The organism is Sporosarcina highlanderae, assembly GCF_030433715.1.
Taxonomy (GTDB): domain Bacteria; phylum Bacillota; class Bacilli; order Bacillales_A; family Planococcaceae; genus Sporosarcina; species Sporosarcina highlanderae.
Genome location: NZ_JAROCC010000010.1, coordinates 1 through 25,687 on the forward strand (window position 1 = coordinate 1; position 25,687 = coordinate 25,687).

At 45.2% G+C, this 25,687-nt stretch carries 22 protein-coding genes, 1 rRNA gene and 1 riboswitch; all 23 genes read left to right on the top strand.

The annotated features are described in order from the left end of the window. A 5S ribosomal RNA gene (gene rrf, locus P5G49_RS17570) occupies positions 1 to 74 on the top strand; the annotation flags it as partial. 477 nt (positions 75 to 551) lie between these two features. Beyond that, the gene (locus P5G49_RS12455) at positions 552 to 1,079 is read left to right on the top strand and encodes a DUF2179 domain-containing protein (RefSeq protein WP_301244222.1); all 528 of its coding nucleotides are present in this window, start codon (positions 552 to 554) and stop codon (positions 1,077 to 1,079) included. Then, on the top strand, positions 1,076 to 1,267 hold the full coding sequence (locus P5G49_RS12460; RefSeq protein WP_301244224.1) for an NETI motif-containing protein: 192 nt from the start codon (positions 1,076 to 1,078) through the stop codon (positions 1,265 to 1,267). The genes P5G49_RS12455 and P5G49_RS12460 overlap by 4 nt, the downstream gene beginning before the upstream one ends. Before the next feature lie 85 nt (positions 1,268 to 1,352). Beyond that, positions 1,353 to 1,453, top strand: a riboswitch (purine riboswitch). A gap of 145 nt (positions 1,454 to 1,598) precedes the next feature. Further along, entirely contained in the window at positions 1,599 to 2,087 is a 489-nt protein-coding gene (gene purE / locus P5G49_RS12465; RefSeq protein ID WP_301244226.1) for a 5-(carboxyamino)imidazole ribonucleotide mutase, read from the top strand. Further along, positions 2,084 to 3,202, top strand: a complete 1,119-nt coding sequence (purK, locus tag P5G49_RS12470) for a 5-(carboxyamino)imidazole ribonucleotide synthase (protein ID WP_301244227.1) — start codon at positions 2,084 to 2,086, stop codon at positions 3,200 to 3,202. Before purE ends, purK begins: the two co-directional genes overlap by 4 nt. A gap of 40 nt (positions 3,203 to 3,242) precedes the next feature. Further along, entirely contained in the window at positions 3,243 to 3,497 is a 255-nt protein-coding gene (purS, locus tag P5G49_RS12475; RefSeq protein WP_301244228.1) for a phosphoribosylformylglycinamidine synthase subunit PurS, read from the top strand. After that, positions 3,494 to 4,180, top strand: a complete 687-nt coding sequence (purQ, locus tag P5G49_RS12480) for a phosphoribosylformylglycinamidine synthase subunit PurQ (RefSeq protein WP_301244230.1) — start codon at positions 3,494 to 3,496, stop codon at positions 4,178 to 4,180. The genes purS and purQ overlap by 4 nt, the downstream gene beginning before the upstream one ends. Then, the gene (purL, locus tag P5G49_RS12485) at positions 4,164 to 6,395 is read left to right on the top strand and encodes a phosphoribosylformylglycinamidine synthase subunit PurL (protein ID WP_301244232.1); all 2,232 of its coding nucleotides are present in this window, start codon (positions 4,164 to 4,166) and stop codon (positions 6,393 to 6,395) included. The genes purQ and purL overlap by 17 nt, the downstream gene beginning before the upstream one ends. Then, entirely contained in the window at positions 6,371 to 7,798 is a 1,428-nt protein-coding gene (purF, locus tag P5G49_RS12490; RefSeq protein WP_301244234.1) for an amidophosphoribosyltransferase, read from the top strand. The genes purL and purF overlap by 25 nt, the downstream gene beginning before the upstream one ends. A gap of 19 nt (positions 7,799 to 7,817) precedes the next feature. After that, entirely contained in the window at positions 7,818 to 8,876 is a 1,059-nt protein-coding gene (purM, locus tag P5G49_RS12495) for a phosphoribosylformylglycinamidine cyclo-ligase (RefSeq protein WP_301244236.1), read from the top strand. Beyond that, positions 8,873 to 9,460, top strand: coding sequence for a phosphoribosylglycinamide formyltransferase (gene purN, locus P5G49_RS12500; protein WP_301244237.1), 588 nt, complete (start codon positions 8,873 to 8,875; stop codon positions 9,458 to 9,460). The genes purM and purN overlap by 4 nt, the downstream gene beginning before the upstream one ends. Before the next feature lie 40 nt (positions 9,461 to 9,500). Continuing rightward, on the top strand, positions 9,501 to 11,036 hold the full coding sequence (gene purH, locus P5G49_RS12505; protein WP_301244239.1) for a bifunctional phosphoribosylaminoimidazolecarboxamide formyltransferase/IMP cyclohydrolase: 1,536 nt from the start codon (positions 9,501 to 9,503) through the stop codon (positions 11,034 to 11,036). A 14-nt stretch (positions 11,037 to 11,050) separates the two neighbouring features. Then, positions 11,051 to 12,304 (top strand): phosphoribosylamine--glycine ligase, encoded by a 1,254-nt coding sequence (gene purD / locus P5G49_RS12510; protein ID WP_301244241.1) that lies wholly within the window; start codon positions 11,051 to 11,053, stop codon positions 12,302 to 12,304. A 306-nt stretch (positions 12,305 to 12,610) separates the two neighbouring features. Beyond that, positions 12,611 to 14,329, top strand: coding sequence for an adenine deaminase C-terminal domain-containing protein (locus P5G49_RS12515; protein ID WP_301244243.1), 1,719 nt, complete (start codon positions 12,611 to 12,613; stop codon positions 14,327 to 14,329). A 6-nt stretch (positions 14,330 to 14,335) separates the two neighbouring features. Further along, entirely contained in the window at positions 14,336 to 15,421 is a 1,086-nt protein-coding gene (locus P5G49_RS12520; protein WP_301244245.1) for a DUF3048 domain-containing protein, read from the top strand. 30 nt (positions 15,422 to 15,451) lie between these two features. Next, positions 15,452 to 15,769, top strand: coding sequence for a YerC/YecD family TrpR-related protein (locus P5G49_RS12525; protein ID WP_301244246.1), 318 nt, complete (start codon positions 15,452 to 15,454; stop codon positions 15,767 to 15,769). Between the two features lie 87 nt (positions 15,770 to 15,856). Next, a complete protein-coding gene (gene pcrB, locus P5G49_RS12530) occupies positions 15,857 to 16,558 on the top strand; it encodes a heptaprenylglyceryl phosphate synthase (protein ID WP_301244248.1) in 702 nt (233 codons plus the stop codon). A 237-nt stretch (positions 16,559 to 16,795) separates the two neighbouring features. Continuing rightward, entirely contained in the window at positions 16,796 to 18,997 is a 2,202-nt protein-coding gene (gene pcrA / locus P5G49_RS12535) for a DNA helicase PcrA (protein WP_435877216.1), read from the top strand. A 36-nt stretch (positions 18,998 to 19,033) separates the two neighbouring features. After that, the gene (ligA, locus tag P5G49_RS12540) at positions 19,034 to 21,046 is read left to right on the top strand and encodes an NAD-dependent DNA ligase LigA (RefSeq protein WP_301244419.1); all 2,013 of its coding nucleotides are present in this window, start codon (positions 19,034 to 19,036) and stop codon (positions 21,044 to 21,046) included. Between the two features lie 6 nt (positions 21,047 to 21,052). Next, positions 21,053 to 22,162 (top strand): CamS family sex pheromone protein, encoded by a 1,110-nt coding sequence (locus P5G49_RS12545; protein WP_301244252.1) that lies wholly within the window; start codon positions 21,053 to 21,055, stop codon positions 22,160 to 22,162. 198 nt (positions 22,163 to 22,360) lie between these two features. Continuing rightward, on the top strand, positions 22,361 to 22,648 hold the full coding sequence (gene gatC, locus P5G49_RS12550) for an Asp-tRNA(Asn)/Glu-tRNA(Gln) amidotransferase subunit GatC (protein ID WP_301244254.1): 288 nt from the start codon (positions 22,361 to 22,363) through the stop codon (positions 22,646 to 22,648). A gap of 25 nt (positions 22,649 to 22,673) precedes the next feature. Then, a complete protein-coding gene (gene gatA, locus P5G49_RS12555; RefSeq protein ID WP_301244256.1) occupies positions 22,674 to 24,140 on the top strand; it encodes an Asp-tRNA(Asn)/Glu-tRNA(Gln) amidotransferase subunit GatA in 1,467 nt (488 codons plus the stop codon). Continuing rightward, a complete protein-coding gene (gene gatB / locus P5G49_RS12560; RefSeq protein WP_301244258.1) occupies positions 24,140 to 25,570 on the top strand; it encodes an Asp-tRNA(Asn)/Glu-tRNA(Gln) amidotransferase subunit GatB in 1,431 nt (476 codons plus the stop codon). The genes gatA and gatB overlap by 1 nt, the downstream gene beginning before the upstream one ends. Positions 25,571 to 25,687 lie beyond the last annotated feature (117 nt).

Consider the following 25,687-nt stretch of genomic DNA (forward strand, 5'->3'; position numbering starts at 1 on the left):
AACACGGAAGTTAAGCTCTTCAGCGCCGATGGTAGTAGGGGGCTTCCCCCTGTGAGAGTAGGACGTCGCCGGGCAAAGGCCATCCCTGTGGGGATGGTTTTTTTGTGTTTAAATATTGTAATATAAAAGATCTATTAGTGTTAAGTGCATTTGGCATGAATTGGTAGTGAAAATTATATGGGTTGGACCGCGACCGCGGGTGATTTATTTATAAAATACTTTAAATGAAGCGTCAAATGCTTTTGACAAACTAAAGGATATTCCCCGCGCTCAAGAATCCCGCCCTGCGCTCAAGATATACCCTCCGGCGCTCAAGAATCCTGCCCCGCGCTCAAGAAGTCAGCCCTCGCGCTCAAGGAACCCGCCTTCGTGCTCAAGAAGTCAGCTCCCGCGCTCAAGAATCCCGCCCCCGCGCTCAAAGCCAGACCTTCCGCATCCAAAAAACTTCCGATTATCCATATTCATCATATTTCACCACTATTAATTCCTTGAATTCACTTGTATTGAGCGTTAAGATGAAGGTCATCCTAGTAGAAGGGGGTTACCTTATAATGACTATGGTTCTTATTATTTTCGCAATTAACATCGTGTATGTTACATTCTTTACGATCCGGATGATTCTTACATTAAAAGGATACAGGTATATTGCTGCTGCTGTAAGTATGGTGGAGGTAGTTATATATGTTGTAGGTCTCGGCTTAGTATTGGATAATTTAAATGAAATACAAAATATCATCGCGTATGCGGTTGGTTATGGAATTGGTGTAATTATCGGATCTAAAATTGAAGAGAAACTTGCACTTGGTTATATAACTGTTAATGTGATTACTGCAGATGTCGATTATGAAATGCCGAAATTATTACGTGATAAAGGTTATGGCGTGACGGATTGGTCCGCGAATGGTTTGGAAGGAAGACGTTCTGCAATGCAGATTTTGACCCCACGTAAAGATGAATTGAAGCTTTATGATACGATCAAACAGCTTGACCCGAAAGCTTTCATTATTTCATATGAGCCGAAAACGATTCATGGTGGGTTTTGGGTAAAGTCTGTTAGGAGAGGAAATTTGTTTAAATGAGTTCAAAGAAGAAAACAGTATGGTTTGAGGTTGAAGAAGGAGAGACCATTGGGGATTGCCTGCAACGCCTATCCGCGGCAGGCTATTCAGTGGCGGGTCGAAAGGAAGAACCTGTTTTCAAGGAAGAAGGCGGGGAGTATGTCCCAATCCGTCAAATTATCAAATTCAAAGGGATTTTAAATGAATAATTGTCTAATATACGAACGATGGATAAATTGATTTATTTATCGTTCGTATTTTTTATTGACGTGAATACTTTCAATTGTTATCATAGATGTAGTAATAAGAAACCCACATATATGCTGAAGAATTGGCTTCAGCGTTTCTACCAGGGCACCGTAAATGTCCGGACTATGCGGGAAAGCGATTTTAAGGATTTAGCGAAAGGTGTGCCAGTAAAATGGGTACTATCATCTTGAAGCTAATTAAACAATCATCCTTGAATGAACTGCTTTCCATGTATATGGAAACCAGTTTGTTCAAGGATTTTTTATTTCATTAAAAAGGGGCGAATTGTCTGTGGAACCGAAAGTCGGCGTCATCATGGGAAGTAAAAGTGATTGGGAAACGATGAAGCATACTTGTGATATTTTGGATGAACTGAATGTGCCATATGAAAAGAAAGTAGTCTCGGCACATCGCACACCGGATTTTATGTTTGAATATGCAGACCAAGCGCAAGACAGAGGGCTTGAAGTCATTATCGCGGGGGCTGGCGGAGCAGCCCATCTTCCGGGAATGGTTGCTGCTAAGACATTATTGCCAGTTATCGGGGTTCCAGTTCAATCAAAAGCACTGAATGGAATGGACTCATTACTATCCATTGTCCAGATGCCAGGCGGTGTTCCGGTTGCGACGGTGTCGATTGGTAAGGCAGGTGCTACAAATGCAGGATTGCTTGCAGCCCAGTTTTTAGCAGTTCATGATGTGGAGTTACGAAATCGTCTACAAGAACGTCGGGATAAAATGCGTGATACGGCATTAGAAAGCAGTGGTGAGTTGGAGTGAAAACAATCTTACCGGGACAGACAATTGGAATTATTGGCGGTGGACAGCTTGGAAGGATGATGGGTCTTGCAGCAAAAGAAGCAGGTTTCCGAATCGCTGTGCTTGATCCGACGATGGACTCGCCATGCGGACAGATCGCCGATATCCGGATTGTCGCTCCATTTAATGACGAAACGGCTCTTGAAGAGCTTGGTGAAGTGAGTGATGTAATTACTTACGAGTTCGAGAATATCGATTATGAAGGCTTGAAAAGACTTAGTGAAATCGCTTATGTGCCTCAAGGGGCTGAACTCGTACGAATCACGCAAAACAGGGTAGTGGAAAAGGCGGAGATTAAGGCGTCTGGCGCACCTGTTGCAAACTATGTAATAGCTGAGACATTTGAGGAATTACTAGATAACATCGATCAAATTGGTTTTCCTTGCATCGTAAAAACGGCTTTCGGCGGTTATGACGGTAAAGGGCAAGTGAAGCTTGATTCAATCGAAGATATTAATGAAGCTGAACAGCTATTTGAACACACAACATGTGTTGCGGAAGCTTTCGTTCCATTCACCAAAGAGATTTCGGTCATCATTCAACGCAATATAGATGGGGAGTCGTATTGCCTGCCAATCTCTGAGAACGTTCATAAACATCATATTTTACATGAATCAATTGTGCCAGCTCGTGTGAATCCAAGTGTAATTACCAAAGCGGAAGAGGCGGCCAAGCAGATCGCTGATCATCTTGACCTTGTCGGAACATTAGCGGTGGAAATGTTCGTACTTGATAACGATGATATCATCATCAATGAACTGGCACCCCGGCCACATAATTCTGGCCACTATTCGATTGAGGCATGCAATGTTTCACAGTTCCATCAGCATATCCGAGCTATTTGCGGATGGCCGCTCCGCAAGCCGAGGCTCTGGGCACCTTCCATTATGGTGAATGTGTTAGGGGAACATGTGGCTCCGCTTAGGAAGGTCATCGTGAACTATCCAGATTGGTCCGTTCATCTTTACGGAAAATTGGAAGCAAAGGAAAAGCGTAAGATGGGGCATGTCACAATCATGACCGATGATATTGAGAAGACACTACAAGACATAGATTCAACAGGTATTTGGGCTTAATCAATCAAACTAAACCGATTTCAATTGGGAGGAAACCAAAATGACAAAAGTTAAAGTTTACGTAACATTACGCGAAAGTGTTGTAGATCCACAAGGTATTGCTGCTAAGGAAGCTCTTCAAACGATTGGCTATAGTGAAGTGGAGAGCGTTCGTATCGGAAAGCTGATTGAGCTTGAAATTGCGGGGACAGCCGCTGAAATCGAAACACGTGTGACGGAAATGTGCGATAAGCTTCTTGTCAATAAAGTGATTGAGAACTATAGCTTTGAAATCGGGGAGGTTGCGGGCAAATGAGGTTCGCCATTCTAAGTTTTCCCGGGTCAAGTTGTGATGTGGATATGCTCCATGCGGTTAGAAATGTTGTCGGTGAGGGCGCTGAAATTGTCAGCCACACGGATGCAAAATTGGAAAATTACGATGCTGTGTTACTTCCGACGGGCGCTTCTTACGGGGATTATTTACGCCCGGGCGCGCTTGCGCAAAGCTCAAAGTCAATAGAGGCTTTAAAAACATTCGCTGATTCCGGGAAACCGGTATTAGGTGTAGGAAACGGGTTCCAAGTTCTTGTTGAAGCAGGTATCTTACCGGGCGCATTCCTGAGGAATAAAAGCTTGAAATTCAGAAGCGGCAATGCAAAGATAGCTGTTCAAAATGCTTCAACCTACTTCACAAGTAACTATGAACAAGGTCAACTTATTACAATTCCATTTGCCCATGAATATGGCAATTACTATGTTGACGAAGATACATTGCATCTTTTGAATGAAACGAACAGAATCATATTCACATATGAAGATGAAAACACTGACGGCAGTGTCGCGAATATAGCGGGTGTTTTGAATGAACAAGGCAATGTCCTCGGTATGATGCCGTTACCTGAACGTGCGGTCGAAGAAATCATCGGTGGAACAGACGGATTGCCTTTATTCCAATCAATCTTGAAGAACTGGAGTGAGAAGAATGTCAGCCATGCATGAACCTACAGCTCAGCAAATCAAAGATGAAAAATTATACCGCCAAATGGGAATGACCGATGAAGAGTTCGACCGTGCAGTTGACATGATTGGAAGACTGCCAAACTACACGGAAACAGGATTATTCTCGGCGATGTGGTCGGAGCATTGTTCATATAAAAGCTCGAAGCCGATTTTGCGTAAATTCCCGACTGAAGGCGAGCGTGTCTTGCAAGGCCCTGGTGAAGGGGCTGGAATCGTCGATATCGGTGACAATCAGGCTGTCGTATTTAAAATGGAATCACATAACTCCCCATCCGCAATCGAACCATTCATCGGTGCTGCGACTGGCGCTGGCGGGATTATCCGTGATGTATTTTCGATGGGCGCACGTCCAGTTGCGCTTGTAAACTCGATGCGTTTCGGTGATTTGTCGGAAGCACGCGACCGCTATTTATTCGAAGAAGCGGTAGCGGGTATTGCAAGCTATGGAAATACGATTGGAATTCCGACAGTAGCAGGGGAAGTTCAATTTGATAATTGCTATTCCAAGCGTCCGCTTGTTAACGCGATGGCTGTAGGTTTATTGAACCACGAAGATATTCAAAAGGGGCTTGCGTCTGGTGTCGGTAATACAGTTTTATATGTCGGAGCTAAAACTGGCCGTGACGGAATCCATGGAGCGACAATGTCGTCATCCGAAGTTGCTGTCGATAAAGAGGCGGAACTTCCTGTCATGCAGGCGGGGGATCCGTATCTTGAGAAGCTTCTCATGGAAGCGTGCCTCGAGCTTGTGAAATCGGATGCATTGATCGGTATACAAGATATGGGTGCGGCAGGACTAACTTCATCTTCCGCTGAAATGGCTTCGAAAGCTGGCTACGGCGTGGAACTAAACTTGGATCTTGTTCCGCAGCGTGAAGAAGGTATGACTGCTTATGAGATGATGCTTTCTGAGTCTCAAGAGCGTATGCTCGTCGTAGTGAAACAAGGCCGTGAAGAGGAAATTATTGAGTTGTGCAAGAAATATGGACTTGAAGCGGTAGCGATTGGTAAAGTGACGGACGATAAAATGCTTCGTCTTGTTCATAAAGGTGAGGTTGTAGCGGAAGTTTTGGCGGATATCCTTGCAGAGGACGCACCGGTTTATTATAAAACATCGGAAGAGCCTGCGTATTACCGCGAGTTTCAGGGAATGGAAAATATAGAACCAGTAGTAGAAGATTTGAAAGAGACGTTAACCGCTTTATTGAAACGTCCAACGATTGCCTCTAAAGAATGGGTTTATAATCAATTCGATTCCAAGGCGCGCTCAAATACTGTAGTTGCACCAGGGTCTTCTGCTGGTGTTATCCGCGTTCAAGGTACGAATAAAGGTCTTGCGATGACAGCGGATTGTAATTCACGCTTCATCTATCTTGATCCTGAGACAGGTGGAAAAATTGCAGTTGCGGAAGCTGCACGGAATCTAATTTGTTCTGGAGCTGAGCCGATTGCTGCGACGGATTGCTTAAATTTCGGAAGCCCGGATAAGCCGGAAGTTTTCTGGCAAATCGAGAAATCTGCAGACGGCATTGCCGAAGCTTGCCGTACATTGAATACACCGATTATCGGAGGCAATGTTTCGATGTCGAATGAAGTGAATGGGGTGCCGGTTTACCCTACACCAACGATGGGCTTGGTCGGGATAGTCCATGATCTACAGCAAGTGACGACAACTGCATTCAAGCAAGCGGGAGACGTAATTTATTTGATCGGTGATGCGGCAACCGAGTTCGGTGGCAGCGAGCTTCAACAAATGGTGGAAGGAAAAATTTTCGGTAAAGTTCCTACGATTGACCTTGAATTGGAAGCGGCTCGTCAGAAGGCATTGCTGAAAGCGATCCAAAGCAGACTCGTTCAATCAGCAACGGACTTGTCGGAAGGTGGCTTTGCAGTGGCGCTTTGCGAGAAAGCGTTCGATGCGGAGGGGCTTGGTGCGGAAGTGACTATTTCAGGTTCGGCAGTAACGGCTTTATTCAGCGAAACCCAATCCCGTTTCCTTGTAACTGTGAAAAAGGAGCTGACAACGGCTTTTGAAGCGCTTGTGAAGGATGCAGTGAAGATCGGTAATGTGACAGCAGACGAAAGTATCGTCATTAAAGGCGAAAACGGCGAAGCGTTGTTAGACGGATCGGTGGATGAATTCCGTTCAGCTTGGAAAGGGGCTATTCCATGCTTGCTGAACTCAGAGGCCTAAACGAGGAATGTGGCGTATTCGGCATTTGGGGCCATGAAGAAGCGGCGCAGCTCAGTTATTACGGCTTGCATGCATTGCAGCATCGCGGGCAGGAAGGTGCTGGGATTGCGACGAAAAATGGTAAAGGGCTGTTAGTAAAGAAAGGCGAAGGCCTTGTGAATGAAGTGTTTTCCGGTGACGCGCTGAAAGGATTGTCAGGGCGTAGTGCAATCGGGCAAGTCCGTTACACGACGGAGGAAGGAAGAGGAGAGGAGAATGTACAACCTCTCGTCTTCCGTTCAACGACGGGAAGTATGGCAATAGCGCATAACGGAAACTTGATCAATGCACAGGAATTAAAGGAAAGCCTTGAAAGACAAGGGAGTATTTTTCAAACTACATCCGATACGGAAGTGCTTGCGCATTTGATCAAAAAAAGCGGCAGAGGGGCATTGACACAGCGCGATCGTGTGAAAAAGGCGCTGTCGATGTTAAAGGGAGCCTTCGCTTTCGTATTGTTGACGGAAGAAGGGCTTATGGTCGCACAGGATCCGAATGCAATGCGACCACTGTCTCTCGGTAAGTTAGGAGATGCATGGGTAGTTGCATCCGAGACTTGCGCATTCGATTTGATCGGAGCTGAAACGATCAGATCCGTGGAGCCAGGTGAATTGATCATCATAAATGATAAAGGGTTACAATCCGACCGGTTTGCTGAGGCGGGGGATCGTGCGATGTGCTCGATGGAATATGTCTATTTCTCCAGGCCAGATTCGGATATCGACGGCATTAATATCCATATGGCACGTAAACGCTGCGGGAAGCAGTTGGCAAGGGAAGTCCGGATTGAAGCAGATGTCGTTACAGGTGTTCCGGATTCCAGTATTTCTGCGGCTATTGGATTTTCGGAGGAAAGCGGCATCCCTTATGAATTAGGGTTGATTAAAAATAGATATGTTGGCAGGACGTTCATCCAACCGACTCAAGCGATGCGCGAGAGAGGCGTTAAGCTCAAGCTCTCACCGGTACACCAGGTCGTCGCAGGAAAACGGGTTGTCATGGTGGATGATTCGATTGTCCGGGGTACGACTTCCAAACGGATTGTGAAAATGTTGAGGGATGCAGGGGCTACGGAAGTCCATGTCGTTATTGCGGCTCCACCATTGGTCAGCCCTTGTTTCTACGGAGTAGACATCAGTACGGATTCCGAATTGATTGCAACCGGACGCACTGTGGATGAAGTCCGTGAATTGATCGATGCGGATTCACTAACGTTCCTTTCAACGGAAGGAATGTTGAATGCAATCGGAAGACCGGCTGAAATGAAGAACTGCGGGCAATGCTTGGCTTGTTTTACAGGAGAGTACCCGACGGAAATCTATGCAGATACAGTAATGCCTCATGAAAAGGAACTTGCACGATAATCTTAAAGGAGGATATTCCATGTCAAAGGCGTATGAAAAGGCGGGAGTCAACATCGAAGCGGGCTACGAATCGGTAGAACGTATGAAATCACATGTCGCACGAACGGCGCGAAAAGGTGTTGCAGGAGCTTTTGGTGGTTTCGGGGGAATGTTCGATCTTTCGGAACTTAATTATAAAGAGCCGGTGTTAATATCCGGAACAGACGGTGTCGGTACAAAGCTAAAGCTTGCGTTTCTTGCAGACAAACATGACACAATCGGAATCGACTGCGTCGCGATGTGTGTAAATGATATCGTCGCTCAAGGGGCGGAACCGCTATACTTCTTGGATTATATTGCACTTGGCAAGGCGATTCCTAAGAAAGTTGAAGCGATCGTCAAAGGGATCGCAGACGGCTGCGTACAATCCGGAGCTGCACTAATTGGCGGGGAGACGGCGGAAATGCCAGGTCTTTACGCAGAAGATGAGTATGACTTGGCCGGATTTGCAGTTGGCGCTTGTGAAAAGAGTAAAATCGTCACTGGCGAAAAAGTGGCTGAAGGTGACGTACTTGTCGGAATTGCTTCAAGTGGTATCCATTCCAATGGTTTTTCACTCGTTAGAAAAATTGTCCTTGAAGAACAAGGTTATTCGCTCGACCAATACATTGCCGGCTTCGAGGAACTTGGAAAAGTAGGTGCGGCCTTGCTTGAGCCAACGAAAATCTACGCTAAGCCTGTATTGCAAATTCACGATGAGCTTGACGTTCATTCAATGGGCCATATTACTGGAGGAGGTTTCTATGAAAATCTTCCAAGAATGTTTGGCGAAGGTTTTGGAGTGGAGATCAATCTTGGTTCTTGGCCGGTTCTTCCAGTTTTCAAAATGCTGAAAGCGAAAGGCGACCTATCGGATAAAGATCTGTATAGTGTCTTTAATATGGGTATCGGTTTTGTTATCGCTCTTCCGGCCGATCAAGCGAAAAGAGCAATCCAAATCGCTGCTGAACACAATGAAGAAGCGTTTGAAATCGGTCGTGTCGTTCGCGGAACGGGAGTTACCTTTATCGGTGATCATGATGGGAGCTTGGAAGAATGACTGGTAAAACAAAGATAGCCATCTTCGCATCCGGAAGTGGCAGCAATTTTGAGGCACTCGAGATTGCATGTCGTGAAGGTGAGTTGGACGCGGAGATTGCACTTGTCATGACTGATAAACCTGCTTCTTTCGTGATAGAGCGCGCGAGGCAGGCAGATATACGGGGGGTTGCTTTGGAGCCGAAAGCATTCCCTACAAAGCAGGCATTTGAAGAAGCGCTACTCGCTATTCTGAGAGAAGCGGGCGTCGAATGGATTGTGTTAGCGGGTTATATGAGGTTGATCGGCCCAACGATGCTTGCCGCATATCCTTCACGTATCGTCAATATCCACCCTTCCTTGCTACCTTCATTCCCAGGTAAGGACGCTATTGGTCAGGCTGTCGCCCATGGTGTTAAAGTGACCGGCGTTACTGTTCATCTCGTAGATGAAGGAATGGATACGGGGCCAATCTTAAACCAAGCCGCGGTCCCGGTCGTTGAAGGTGACCCGGAAAAAACCGCACAAGCTATTCAGAAAACCGAACATGTCATTTATAAAGAGACTTTACAGAAATTATTCAAGCCGGTGCCTGCGAACAATTAACCAGGGCAGGCACTTCACCATAAATCGGAGGGAACCACTCGTGAAAAAACGTGCATTACTCAGTGTGTCAGACAAAAACGGAATTTTGGAATTCGCTCAGGCGCTTGAGAAACTCGATTATGAAATTCTTTCAACAGGCGGGACGATGAAGCATCTGAAAGAAAACGGAGTCGCAGTAACAGCGGTAGACGAAGTGACAGGCTTCCCTGAAATCATGGAAGGCCGCGTCAAAACGCTGAACCCAATGATACACGGCGGACTGCTGGCAAAGCAGGATGATCCAACACATCAAGCACAGATGACCGAACATGGTATCGAGCCGATCCACATTGTCTGTGTCAACCTTTATCCGTTCAAAGAAACGATTTCGAAACCGGATGTTACCGTTGAAGATGCAATCGAAAACATTGATATTGGCGGTCCAGCTATGCTTCGTGCTTCCGCGAAAAACCATGCCTATGTGACTGTAATTGTCGATGCTGCTGACTATGCACAAGTCCTTGAAGAAATAGAAGCAGAAGGACAGACGACTCCTGCAACTCGCCGTCGTCTTGCTGCAAAAGTTTTCCGTCATACAGCAGCATATGACGCACTAATTTCAGGCTACCTAACTGACCTCTCTGAAGAGGAATTTCCTGAACAAATCACATTTACATATGAATTAAAGCAGCCACTTCGCTACGGGGAAAACCCCCATCAAAAAGCAGCATTTTACAGCCGTCCGTTAGGTTCTGATTTCTCCATCGCTAATGCTTTGCAGTTGCACGGGAAGGAACTCTCCTATAATAATATTCAGGATGCAAATGCAGCAATTCAAATCATCAAGGAATTCAATCAGCCTGCTGCCGTAGCAGTGAAACATATGAATCCATGTGGTGTAGGAACAGGTGCTACAATTGCTGAAGCGTTCAATAAAACTTATGAAGCTGACCAAACATCCATTTTTGGAGGCATTGTTGCATTAAACCGTGAAGTGGATTCCGAAACAGCGGAACAACTTTCAGGTATTTTCCTTGAAATTATTATCGCTCCTTCGTTCACTGAGGAAGCAATTGCAATCCTAACGAAAAAGAAGAATATCCGTCTACTGACAATCCCGTTTAATCAACATAATAAAGATGCATTCAACACGGTATCTGTAGAAGGTGGACTTCTCATCCAAGAGTTAGATGCATTCGGTTTCGAAGACGCGGATATCCGTGTTGTAACAGACCGCGAACCGACGGAAACTGAATGGGAAGCATTGAAGTTAGGATGGGCAGTTGTGAAACATGTCAAATCCAATGCCATTGTCGTCTCTGATTCTCAAATGACACTTGGGGTCGGTGCTGGCCAGATGAACCGTGTAGGTGCTGCGAACATTGCTCTAACTCAAGCCGGTGATTTGGCTAAAGGGGCAGCTCTTGCTTCTGACGCATTCTTCCCGATGGACGATACGGTCGAAGCGGCAGCAAAGGCTGGCATTACTGCAATCATTCAGCCGGGTGGTTCAGTGAAGGACGAGGATTCCATTAAAAAAGCGAATCAATACGGAATTACGATGGTGTTTACTGGCATTCGCCATTTCAAACATTAAGGGGGATTTAATAAATGAAAGTACTTGTCATTGGCAGTGGGGGCCGTGAGCATGCAATTGCACGCCAATTCAATAATTCTCCATCCGTGGCTAAAGTGTTCGTCGCTCCAGGCAATGACGGCATGAAAAACGATGCGGAATGTGTGTCGATTCAGGCAACTGATTTCGAAGCACTTGCATCGTTCGCTGAAAACCAAAAGATTGACCTGACGTTTGTTGGACCCGAGCAACCTTTATCGGAAGGGATCGTTGACTATTTCACTGACAGAGGGTTACGGGTTTTCGGTCCTACAAAGGCGGCCGCCCGTATTGAAGGCAGTAAATCCTTTGCGAAAGCTCTCATGAAAAAGTACGGGATTCCAACTGCTGCATATGAAACATTCACCAATGCTGAAGAAGCAAAAGCCTATATTAGACAACAAGGAGCACCAATCGTCGTAAAGGCAGACGGACTTGCCGCAGGTAAAGGCGTTATTGTTGCGATTACTGAGGAAGAAGCGATTGAAGCAGTCGAAGATATGATTGGCAATCAAAAATTCGGGGAGTCCTCTTCCAGAGTCGTCATTGAAGAATTCCTTGATGGTGAAGAGTTCTCCTATATGTCATTCGTCCATAAAGGCCAAATCTACCCGATGCCGATTGCCCAAGATCATAAGCGGGCGTATGATGGCGATAAAGGGCCGAACACTGGTGGGATGGGGGCATATTCTCCTGTTCCGCAAATTCCGGAGCATGTCGTACAAGAAGCATTCGAGAAAGTCGTCATTCCGACGGTGGAAGCAATGTCAGAAGAGGGTGCACCATTCACAGGTATTTTATATGCAGGACTTATTCTTACTCAAGATGGTCCGAAAGTGATTGAATTCAATGCACGTTTCGGAGATCCCGAAACCCAGGTAGTCCTTCCACGCATGGCTTCCGACTTCGGAGAATTCATGAACTCACTTATGAATGAAATTCAATTCGACTTAAAGTGGCATGAAGAAGCACTCTTAGGTGTTGTCGTAGCATCGGATGGCTATCCGGGAGATGTTGTAAATGGCGCGGAATTACCGGATTTTACGAAGCTTGGAAATCTTGATATCTTCCATGCAGGTACGAAAGCGTTAGGCGATCATTTCGTAGGCAACGGCGGCCGTGTTCTCCTTGTCACTGCAAAAGCAGAAACTTTAAAAGAAGCTCAATCCAAAGTGTACGAAGGGCTGAATAAGCTTGAATGGAACGGTTTCTTCTATCGGACGGACATCGGTTGGAGAACATTCAACTAATAAAACAGACCACACTTACAATAATAAGTGTGGTCTGTTTTTATTATTCAACCGCTCCATGTATTGATGTTGTCTTCGGTGCTATATCGAGTATCGGACGATTGAACTTTCATACAAAAGAATAGAAATCTACTATGTTTCGCGGTGATGCTATGCTACGATAAGGTAAAACTATAATCAGTGGTGCTCTTCCACTGATTGTTAGTTGCACCAATCGGGCTTTTACTAACTGTTGATCTTGCAAGGATCTTACAGCCAGTTAAAGCGGGATAAAGTAAAACAGAATCGTTAAAGGGGTTTATCGAATTGTGGAGTCAACTTGAGGTTCAACAGCAAATCGAAATTATAAACGGTAAAAAAGCACCCGATCTAATTATAAAAAATGCTTCATATCTTCATTCGATTTTCAAGAAATGGATGGAAGGGAATATATGGATTTATGGGGACCGAATTGTTTACGTAGGCAGCAGAATGCCTGCGATAACAGATGGAGTTGAAATCGTCGATGCCACTGGTAAAAAAATTGTTCCTGGCTATATCGAACCGCATGTCCACCCTTTTCAGCTATATAATCCTGAAACGTTCGCAGAGTACGCTGGCAGACTCGGTACAACAACATTCCTATCGGATAATTTGACGTTTTTCATGCTTTTGGGCAATGAAAAGGCTTTCAATGTGATTGAACAATTGCGCGAGCTACCATTCTCGTTTTACTGGTGGGCAAGATTTGATTCACAAACGGTCTTAAAAAATGAAAGAGATGTGTTTAACCAGGATGCGATTGCAGAATGGTTGAACCGCGAAGACGTCCTGATGGGTGGGGAATTGACAGGGTGGCCACGTCTTATGAATGGTGATCCGGATATGTTAGCATCAGTTAATGCTGCAAAAAAGGCGGGTAAAAAAATTGAAGGGCATTTCCCTGGATCATCCGAAAGAACGCTTGCGCGGATGAAACTGTTAGGCGTAGACGGCGATCACGAAGCTATGACTGTCGAGGAAGTGGAAGCACGCCTCCTGCAAGGATTTGCGGTAACGCTCCGCCATTCATCCATTCGCCCCGATTTGCCCGACCTATTAAAAGGCATCCTTGGAAAGGGACATGACGTTTTCGACCATCTTATGATGACGACGGACGGTTCTACACCCTCTTTCCATACTGATGGAGTCATGGATAAATGTATCCAAGTCGCACTCGATGCAGGCGTTAAACCTATCGATGCCTACCTAATGGCCTCTTACAATATTGCACGCTACTATGATATCGCCGATTTACATGGGGTTATTGCAACGGGTAGATACGCAACGCTTAACTTCCTTGAGGACGAAAAGACCCCTATTCCAACGGATGTTCTCTCGAAAGGCAAGTGGCTGCTACGTAATAATGAATCGATGGAGCCATTCAAGAAAGTCGATTGGTCTATTGTCCCTTGTTTCAATCCTCCATTTGACTTGGATGAAAAGGATTTTGAATTTACACATCAAGTGGGAATTGAAATGGTGAATGACGTCATTACAAAACCTTATGAAGTAACACTCGATCTCTCGGTGGATAGGTTATCTGGTGATCACAATGAGAGTTTCCTCATGCTGATCGATCGACATGGAAAGTGGCGTGTCAATACGGTCATCAAAGGATTCGCAGATCACGTAAAAGGATTTGTATCTTCCTATTCAAATACAGGGGATATCATTTTGATAGGTAAAGATAAGCAAGAAATGCTCAATGCTTTCCGTGAAATGAAAAAGATGCGGGGCGGGATGGTGTTGTATGAAGACGGCAAAGTTGTTGCGTCAATCCCTCTTCCTATCGGTGGAGGATTATCTGCGGAAAATGTAGAAGTGTTAATTGAACAGGAAATTGAATTAAAAAAAGCACTCTCAGAACGCGGCTATAAACATGGAGATGCAGTCTATACTTTCTTATTTCTGCAATCAACACATTTGCCGTACGTACGGGCGACACAGGTTGGGCTTTATAATGTCATGAAAAATGAAGTAATTATTCCATCAATGGAAAGATAGGAGGAAATGATGAAGGGGAATATGAGAGGCTGGCTTTTGGGGATGGCCATACTGCTGCTGTTGTTGTCAGCATGTTCAAAAGATGAAAAAGTGGGAGCGGAAGAAAAAGAGCCGGATGCCACAGAGAGTGAAGAAGTTGAAGAAACAGCCGAAGAACCGGAAGAAGAGGAAGATAGTAAAGGTTCTCTTCATTTCCAAGCGCCTTTCACTGGGGTGTTGACGAAGGATGAAAATTGGGCAAGACCTGTTCTTGCTACTATTAACAACCATCCTGCTGCGAGACCTCAATCAGGTATTAGTCAGGCAGATATCGTTTATGAATTTCTTGCAGAAGGGAATATGACACGTCTACTGGCATTATTTCAAAGTGAGCTTCCTGAAACTGTCGGTCCAATCCGAAGTGCACGTGACTACTTCGTCTATTTGGCGAAAGGATTAGATGCGTTTTATGTGGCACACGGCTATAGTCCGGATGCACAAAAGCTATTGGCTAACAGGTATGTCGAACATGTGAATGGTATGCAATATGACGGCACTTTATTCAAGCGGTCATCAGACAGAAAAGCCCCACATAACTCCTATATTAGTGGAGATAACATTAAAGCGGCGATGGAGAAGACGAAATCCTCTACTGAAATCGATAAAATTCCTGAGTTTTCCTTCCACGATTCCATCGAGGATGCAAGGGTTGGGGATATCGCAACAATGATTGACGTACGTTTCAGCTCGGATAAGAATTTCATATCGACATTCTCTTATGATCCGGAAAGCGCTACGTACGACCGGATGGTAAATGGGATCAAAACAATCGATAAATCCAATGACATGCCGGTTGCAGTATCCAATATCCTTGTTCTTGAAGCGCCCCATCGCACAATCGATAGCGTAGGGAGACTGGCGATCGATATTGAAAGTGGCGGCAAGGCGATTTTATTCCAAGCGGGAATTGCAAAAGAGGTCGAATGGAAAAACATCGATGGTTTCATGGTGCCGGTTGAGAATGGTGCACCAGCAAACTTAGTTCCTGGAAAGACGTGGATCCATATTATCCCGACTTCAGGAATCTCAAAATCAGTCACATATACTCCTTGATTGGTAATAGGGGAAAGAGGGGGAAATTGCATGCAAATCGACAAAATCCGAAGTGAGCAGACAGACAAGCTTTTCAAGGCCATTTTGGAGTTGAGGGATCTTGAGGAATGCTATATGTTTTTTGATGATTTATCTACAATGAGCGAGCTACAATCAATGGCACAGCGGTTGGAAGTGGCTCATGCACTAAAGCAAAAAAAGACATATGATCGCATCCAAAGCGAAACAGGAGCAAGTACAGCGACAATTTCACGCGTCAGACGTTGCGTGGATTACGGTTCTGGCGGCTACAACACAGTGTTGAATCGACTTTACCCCGAGCTTGCTGATACTAATGATAAGAAGTGAACAGGCGGAGAAACGTTCCGCCTGTTTTTTTGGTATACTAATGGATAGAAACGAACAACGTAATTTGACGGATTAGGTGGTAAAACAATGGATTATAGACAATGGCGCCACGCCTTTAAAGTTGACCCTGCAAAAACATTGTCGGATGAGGCGCTCGAAAGACTCGCTGAATCCGGAACGGACGGCATCATCGTTGGCGGCACAGATGGCGTGACCCTTGAGAACGTCCTCGATTTGCTCGCACGCATTCGAAGGTTTTCCGTACCAGTAGCACTCGAAGTATCAACGGTCGAATCAGTGACGCCAGGATTCGACTACTATTTCATCCCTACCGTTTTGAACTCCACAAAAACGGAATGGATCAACGGCATCCATCACGCCGCCCTTAGGGAATACGGTCACATGATGAACTGGGATGAAATCATAGCAGAAGGCTATTGCATCCTTAATACGGACTGCAAAGCGGCAAAACTAACAGGCGTGGAGGAAACACCTGACGAAGATGACGTCATCGCATACGCGCGTATGGCCGAGCACCTCTTCAACTTACCAGTATTCTACCTCGAATACAGCGGCACCTATGGAGACAAAGAAATCGTCAAAGCAGCTGCCCGAGTATTAGAAAAAACACAACTATTCTACGGCGGGGGAATCCGTTGCGCACAAGACGCCAAAGAAATGGCAGCCATCGCACAAACAATCATAGTAGGCAATATCATCTACGAAGACCTTAAAGCTGCATTGGAAACTGTACAAGCAGTGAAATCAGTACCCTATTTTTTAATTTAATATCCTCACTACTGATATAGACCAGCTCCGTTGATTGAAGCGAAAGGCGGCGACTCCTGCGGGAACAGCACGAGCTGAAAGCCCCGCAGGAACGAAGTGACGAGGAGATTGAAGCCGTGCCCGCGGAAAGCGTCCGCCTGTAGCGGAAATCAACTGTATAAGGTATAATAAAGAACAAATGTTCCACGAAAGGCGGGATTTCTTTTGAATGAAATAGCAGCAGACTTGCTTGTCGGCATGAACCCCGAACAAGCACGCGCAGTAAAAAAAACCGAAGGCCCACTCCTCATCATGGCTGGCGCAGGCTCAGGTAAAACAAGGGTACTAACACATCGGATCGCCTACCTGATCGTCGAAAAAAATGTCTACCCTTCAAACATACTCGCAATCACATTTACAAACAAAGCAGCACGAGAAATGCGCGACCGGATTGACGGCTTACTTGGACCAGGAACCGGCGAGCGCATGTGGGTATCAACATTCCACTCAATGTGCGTCCGTATTTTACGAAGAGACATCGACCGTATCGGTATTGCCAAAAGCTTTTCCATCCTTGATGCCTCAGACCAACTGACAGTCATCAAAAACGTGCTGAAAGAACGGAACATCGACCCGAAGCAATACGACCCACGCGCTATGTTAGGAGCAATCAGCTCAGCAAAAAATGAATGCATTGATGCGGAAACATTTCAGGGGCAGATTAATCCTCATAACCCATACGAAAAGACGATTGCAAACGTCTACGAAGGATATACGAAAAAATTGCGCCAAAACCAATCGCTCGATTTTGACGACCTCATCATGATGACTCTCAAACTATTTGAACGTGTACCGGAAGTCCTCGAATTTTATCAAAATAAATTCCAATATATCCATGTCGATGAATACCAAGATACGAACAATGCACAATACAGACTCGTTAATATGCTTGCGGCTAAATTCCGTAACCTTTGTGTTGTCGGTGATTCGGACCAATCCATCTACAGATGGCGCGGTGCAGATATCGGCAATATCCTTTCATTTGAAAAGGATTATAAAGACGCAATGGTCATAATGTTGGAACAGAATTACCGTTCGACAAAAACAATTTTGCAGGCTGCAAACGATGTTATACAAAACAATCGCAGCCGTTACGATAAGAAGTTGCGGACAGATAACGAAGAAGGAAAATCAATCACCGTCTATAAAGCTTCTGACGAACGGGATGAATCCCAATTTATCGTCCAGACAATCATTGAACTGAAGGAACGTGAAAATCTTCGACTTGATCAGTTCGCAATTTTGTACAGAACAAACGCACAATCACGAATGATCGAGGAATACCTCGTGAAATCCAATTTGGACTACACAATCGTCGGTGGCACGAAGTTCTATGATCGAAAAGAGATCAAGGATTTATTGGCCTACTTAAAATTGATTGCGAATAACGATGATGATTTAGCGCTTGCAAGAATCATAAATGAACCGAAACGGAGCATCGGTGCAACATCTTTCGACAGAATGGCTCAATTTGCAATTGAAAATGACCGGTCTATTTTCGATGCTTTGCAGGAAGTCCATTTCATGGGGCTGACGGCAAGGGCGGCGAACGAAGCGGTGAAGTTCAGGGATATGATACACGGTTTCACACAAATGCAGGAGTACTTGTCGGTCACTGAATTAGTTGAACAAGTTTTAGAAAAGACAGGCTACAAAGAAATGCTTATACGCGAGAAAACGATTGAATCGGAAAGCCGATTGGAAAATATAGAGGAGTTCCTATCCGTGACGGAAGCATTTGAAAAAAGGGCCGAGGAAGAAGAGGGCGACCGTTCGCTTGTAGCCTTCCTGACGGATCTCGCGCTCATTGCGGATATCGATTCTTTAGATAAAGAAGAGAACCAAACATCCGAAAAAATCGTCCTTATGACGATGCATGCAGCAAAAGGACTTGAATTTCCGGTCGTCTTTGTCATTGGGATGGAAGAAAATATCTTCCCACACTCAAGATCCATAGGGGACGACGAAGAGATGGAAGAGGAACGAAGACTTGCGTATGTTGCGATTACGAGGGCTGAACGGATGCTATATTTGACTTGCGCTTCCTATAGGACATTATTCGGACGTTCAAGTTTTAATAATCCATCACGTTTCATAGGCGAAATTTCGGATGATATTATTGAAGTGAAATCTAATAATGATCAAGGCTTTTCTTTTGGTGGTTACAATAGAACTGAAGCCCCTGTTCGACCAGCAGTTAAAAGGCCGATTTATAAATCAAGTGGCGGAGAGAAGATGGGCTGGAAGGCGGGCGATAAGGCGACCCATAAGGCTTGGGGGACAGGCATGGTTGTCAGCGTTAAAGGGGATGAAGATGATCTTGAGCTCGACATCGCGTTCCCGGAACCAGTCGGTATTAAGCGTCTGCTTGCTAAATTCGCTCCGATAGAAAAAGCGTAAGGAGAGGAAAACATGGACCAAAACTTGGATCAAAGCATGAATAGAATTGAAATCGAAAAACGTGTGAGGGAGCTCAATAACCTGCTCAATGAATACGGATATGCCTATTATGTGTTGGACAAGCCAATTGTCCCCGATTCCGTTTATGATCAGCATATGCAGGAATTATTGGCCATTGAGGCGGAGCATCCCGATCTTGTTTTCCCGGATTCACCGACGCAGCGGGTTGGAGGGGAAATCCTTGCTAATTTTAGCAAAGTGGTCCATGAATTCCCAATGCTCAGTCTATCGAATGTATTCAATGAAGAGGATATTCGAGACTTTGATCGCCGGGTCCAGGCAGGTGCGGGTCATTCCATTAGGTATATTTGTGAATTGAAGATTGATGGGCTTGCTGTTTCATTGAAATATGAAAACGGCAACTTCATCCAAGGGTCGACACGTGGAGACGGGACGGTTGGTGAGGATATCACAGCCAATTTGAAAACAATCCATGCGATTCCGTTAAAATTATCGGAACCTATTACCATAGAAGTACGTGGTGAGGCCTATATGCCGAAAAAGTCATTCATGAAGTTGAATGAGATGCGTGATGAAAATGGGGAGGAGCCATTCGCCAACCCACGTAATGCGGCTGCAGGGTCACTTAGGCAGTTGGACCCTAAAATCGCTGCAAGTCGTAACCTCTCTGTATTCATTTACGGAATTGGTGGGGATGGAAGCGCGTATGGACAAGACAGCCATTCGGATTCACTTGACTATCTTGCAACGCTCGGTTTTAAGACAAATACGGGAAGCAAACGTTGCAATTCAATTGAAGAAGTGATCGAATATATAGAGTCTTGGCAAGAACGTAGGCAGGACCTTGACTACGAAATCGATGGCATCGTCATTAAAGTGGATGGCTATGAAGACCAGGAACAATTAGGCTTCACAGCAAGGAGCCCAAGATGGGCGACCGCTTACAAATTTCCGGCGGAAGAAGTTCATACCAAACTGCTTGATATCGAATTAAGCGTCGGTAGGACGGGTGTCGTCACACCGACAGCCATTTTGGAACCGGTCCGGGTTGCCGGGACGACAGTATCAAGGGCTTCCCTTCATAATGAAGACTTGATACATGAAAAGGATATACGGATCGGGGACGCAGTCATCATCCGTAAAGCTGGAGATATCATCCCTGAAGTCGTAAGTGTTCTTTTTGAACAACGGACAGGGGAGGAAGAACCTTTCCAAATGCCTGACAATTGCCCGGTTTGTGATTCAGAGCTTATCCGTATTGAGGGTGAAGTGGCATTACGTTGTGTGAATCCTCAATGTCCCGCGCAGATGAAAGAGGCGCTTATCCATTTCGTTTCTCGTAATGCAATGAATATCGAAGGGATTGGGGAGCGGGTCGTTGACCAATTATATACAGCCAATCTTGTTCAAGATGTATCGGATCTTTACGCACTGTCAAAAGACCAGTTGCTATCATTGGAACGAATGGGTGAGAAGTCCGCTTCGAATCTGATCTCGGCAATCGAGGTGTCGAAAGATAATTCATTAGAGAAACTTCTATTTGGATTTGGCATCAGGCATGTGGGTGAAAAGGCGGCACATATTTTATCAGAGGAATTCGGGACATTAGAGAAACTCGCTAAGGCAGATGCGGAAAGGCTTACATCCATACATGAGATTGGAGACAAGGTCGCAGACTCGGTCATTTCATTTTTCAGTAATGAGGATGTCCAGGAAGTAATCGATAAGCTGAAAGAATACGGAGTCAATATGGCGTATAAAGGACGAACGCGTCAGGAATTGCCGACTGATGGACCGTTTGCAGGAAAGACGGTCGTCTTGACAGGGAAACTTTCGATTTTGACACGTAATGAAGCAAAAGAACAAATAGAAGCAATGGGCGGCAAAGTAAGTGGGAGCGTCAGTAAAAAGACGGGCCTCGTCATTGCAGGCGAAGACGCGGGATCCAAGCTTGTTAAAGCGCAGGAGCTTGGCATCACAGTCTGGAACGAAACAGAGTTGGTCGATGCGCTCGGCGAAAAGGAGTAATTTTTTATGAAAAGGTTATTAGTAGCACCCGGCATGGCGGTCGTCCTCTTTTTGGGCGGCTGTCTACCCTCAATCGGCCCAGAAAAAGATAAAGTCATCCAAGAAAATGAAAAAGTCGAGGAAACGGTTATGATTCCCGACATTCAATTAAAAGACGAGTATTACAGGACACTTCTTCCTTTCAAGAAAAGCGCTACCCGTGGACTCGTTGTAAAAAATATTTACACGAAGTATGACATCCAGGAAGCGGAAGAGGGGCTGATGCGCTTATCCGCCCAGCATTTCGATCCGAAAAACCATTTTTTCCAAGAAGGTCAGTTTATCGATAAAAAGACAGCTAGTGCTTGGCTGGCAAGAAGTACAACTAATGCAGACGGCTTGAATCCACCGGAAGCAACAGGTAAGGATGCAGAGGTGCAGCCAATCTATCTAGCTCATATCATCGAGCAGAATTATTTGACGATGACGGATGAAAGGAAAGTGAGTTTATCCGGGATATCAATAGGTCTTGCTCTGAATTCAGTCTATTACAGCAGGGACGGCAAGCAAACGACTATATCTGACAAGGAGCTTGAAAAGCAAGGCATGGACTTGGCTGAAATTATTGTCAGCAGGCTGAGAGCGAAAGAGGGATTTGAAGATATTCCGATAGTCGTCGGTCTTTTCAAACAGGAAAAACGGAATTCGATTGTTCCGGGTACTTACTTTGCAACTGCTTTCGCGGATAAAGGAAAGTCGGCACCGTCCGGATGGAAAGAAGTGAACGAGCGATATGTATTGCTTCCAGCTACTTCTGACATCGATAACTATCGTGAAATTAATACTAGGTATAGTCATTTCAAACAAGATATTGATAAATACTTTCCAAGTTTCGTCAACGTAATTGGAACTGGATATTTTAAAGAAGGCAGGATGCAGTCACTTCAAATCAATGTTCCAATCCAGTTTTTCGGGAAAGCTGAAATTATCGGTTTTACACAGTTTATGACGGAGCTTGTTAAAAAGTATTATCCGAATATCGATATCGAAGTGAGCATTACTTCGGTAAATGGCCCTGAGGCGCTGATTGTCAAAATCGCCGGTGAAGAAGAATATGTCCATATATATGGGTACTGACGCTTTTAGCTGTCCAGCTCCGGGCGCTAAAGTCTCGGGTCATAAGTCGAAGCTGCTCTGTGGCAAAAACCGCCACGCCGCATCTTCGTCTTATGCCTGTCGCCTTTGAGCAAGCGCCCTACGCTTTTCTCTAGTAACTTTTCAACAAAACAGTTAGATGGTATGATTAGTCGTACAATTGCAGTAGGAGGAAATCAAATGACGAAATTTACACAAGATGACGTGAAATACTTCGCGAATTTTGCAAGAATCGGCGTTTCTGATGACGAAGCTGAAGTTTTTGCTGAACTCATCTCCGAGTTAGTCGGGTTCGGTGATGTCTTGAAAGAAGTTGATACGGATCATGTTGAGCCGATGACTCATCCGTTGCAACTATTCAACGTACTCCGGGAAGACGTTCCCCAGGATATTCTTGACCGGGAAGAGATGTTGAAAAGCGTGGAAGAGCATGAAGCCGGAATGATAAAAGTTCCGAATATCCTGTGAGAACGGGTTTAGAGGAGGATGTAAGATGACGTTAATGAAAAAATCGGCAGCAGAACTCCAACAACTTTTACATAATCGGGAAGTCTCTGTCAAAGAATTGACCGAAGATTCATTGCAACAAATCGCAAAGCTTGACGGTAAAGTACAAGCTTTCCTTGCAGTGACTGAAAAAGAAGCACTATCCCAAGCTGAATCTTTGGATAACGAGCCAATGGAAAACCGTGGTCCTTTGTTCGGACTGCCGATCGGAATAAAAGACAATATCATTACAAAAGGCATCACCACAACATGCGCGAGCAAGATGCTTGAGAACTTCGTTCCAGTCTATGACGCAACGGTCACGAATAAAGTTAAACAAGCCGGAATGGTCAGCGTAGGTAAATTGAATATGGACGAATTTGCAATGGGATCTACAACTGAGCGTTCTGCTTTCAAGACGACTCATAACCCATGGAATTTGGACCGCGTCCCGGGCGGATCATCGGGCGGATCAGCTGCTGCAGTAGCAGCAGGCGAAGTGCCTTTCGCATTGGGTACAGATACGGGCGGATCGGTCCGTCAACCAGCTGCTTTTTGTGGCGTTGTCGGGATGAAACCGACATATGGACGAGTTTCCCGCTATGGCCTTGTCGCGTTCGCTTCGTCATTAGACCAAATTGGACCAATCACACGTACTGTTGAGGACAATGCGCTTCTTTTGAATGCGATTGCAGGAGTGGATCAATGGGATTCTTCATCCTCGCCAAAACAAGTACCTGATTTCCGTGCAGCCTTAACGGGCGACATCAAAGGGTTGCGAATCGCAGTTCCAAAAGAATACCTTGGAGAAGGCATTGCGGATGACGTAAAAGAGTCCGTCTTGGAAGCATTGAAAGTGCTTGAATCCCTTGGCGCAACTTGGGAAGAAGTGACACTTCCACATTCCAAATACGCTTCACCGGTGTATTATACAATTGCAACATCGGAAGCTTCTTCCAACCTTGCACGTTTCGACGGAATCCGCTACGGCTACCATCCGGAAGGTGCAAAAAACTTGGAAGAGATTTATTTACGTTCCCGTTCAGAAGGATTCGGCACTGAAGTGAAAAAGCGTATCCTTTACGGAACGTATGCTTTGAGCGCAGACCATCATGAAGACCTATACGTCAAAGCGATGAAAGTCCGTACGCTAATCGCCCAAGACTTTGCTAATTTATTCGAAAAATATGATGTTGTCATCGGCCCGACAAGCGCTACAACTGCTTATGAAATCGGCGGAGTCGCCCAAAACCAATTAACGTTGTATGCAAATGATGTACTAACAGTGTCTGTAAACCTTGCTGGTGTACCTGCGATTTCTGTTCCATGTGGCATTTCGAACGGATTACCGGTGGGACTTCAAATTATCGGTAACCATTTTGATGAGCCGCTTGTTTACAAAGTTGCCCACGCATATGAGCAAGCAACAGATTTCCATAAACAATCTCCATCTCAAGGGGAGGGGAATGAATAATGAACTTTGAAACGATTGTTGGACTTGAAGTCCACGTTGAATTGAAAACTGATACGAAAATCTTTTCACCGGCACCTTCCCACTATGGTGCAGAGCCGAATATGAATATCCACGTCACGGACTTGGCATATCCTGGTACGCTTCCTACATTGAATAAGCGTGCAGTCGATTTCGGTATGAAGGCATCGTTTGCCTTGAACTGTGAAGTGGCAGACGTCATGAATTTCGACCGGAAACATTATTTCTATCCGGATAACCCTGCAGCCTATCAAATTTCCCAAGACAAGCGTCCGGTCGGCCAAAATGGCTGGATCGAAATCGAGGTTGATGGGAAAAAGAAGAAGATTCGTATCGAGCGTGTCCACTTGGAAGAAGATGCAGGTAAGTTGACTCACTCTGATAACGGATATTCACTTGTCGATTTGAACCGACAAGGTACGCCACTAATTGAAATTGTTACGGAAGCTGATATCCGCACTCCTGATGAGGCATATGCATTCCTTGAAAAATTGAAAGCGATCATCCAATATACGGGTGTCTCCGATGTCCGTATGGAAGAAGGATCACTACGTTGTGATGCGAATATTTCATTGCGTCCGTTCGGACAGAAGGAATTCGGAACGAAAACGGAATTGAAAAACTTGAACTCATTCAACTTCGTACGTCGTGGAATTGCGAATGAAGTTGAACGCCAGGAAAAGATCCTTCTTTCCGGTGGGGAAATCGTCCAAGAAACTCGCCGATATGACGAGGCAACAGGTCAAACTGTCTTGATGCGTGTCAAAGGCAGTGCGAACGATTATCGGTTCATTAACGATCCGGATCTACCTGAAATCCATATTGACAAAGAGTGGAAAGACCGTGTGCGCGCAGAAATCCCTGAACTACCGGATGCTCGAAAAACGCGTTATGTAAGTGAACTTGACCTACCGGAATATGACGCACATGTGTTGACATTGACGAAGGAAATGTCGGATTTCTTCGATGCGACTGTTGCCGCTGGAGCAGATGCGAAACTCGCTTCCAACTGGTTGATGGGTGAAGTTTCCGCTTATCTAAATGCGGAGCAAAAAGAACTTCATGACACAGCTCTAACGCCAGAAGGCCTATCCAGCATGGTCAAACTGATTGCGGATGGTACGATTTCATCTAAAATTGCGAAGAAAGTGTTCAAGGAATTGATCGAGAACGGTGGAAATGCCGCTGATATCGTGAAGGAAAAAGGTCTCGTTCAAATTTCAGACGAAGGCACGCTTCGTAAAATTGTAACAGAAATATTGGATGCGAATGAGCAATCGATCGAAGACTTCAAAAACGGTAAGGATCGCGCTGTCGGATTCCTTGTCGGCCAAGTCATGAAAGCAACAAAGGGGCAAGCAAACCCGCCGTTAGTCAATAAAATCCTCCTTGAGGAAATTAACAAACGATAAATAAATAAGAACGTCCTATGCGAGAAATTTTGTATAGGACGTTTTTTAATAGAGCCATTTCGGCATCCTATTTGATTGTCAAAACGAATAGACTTACACTAAGGAAAAGGAGTGTGT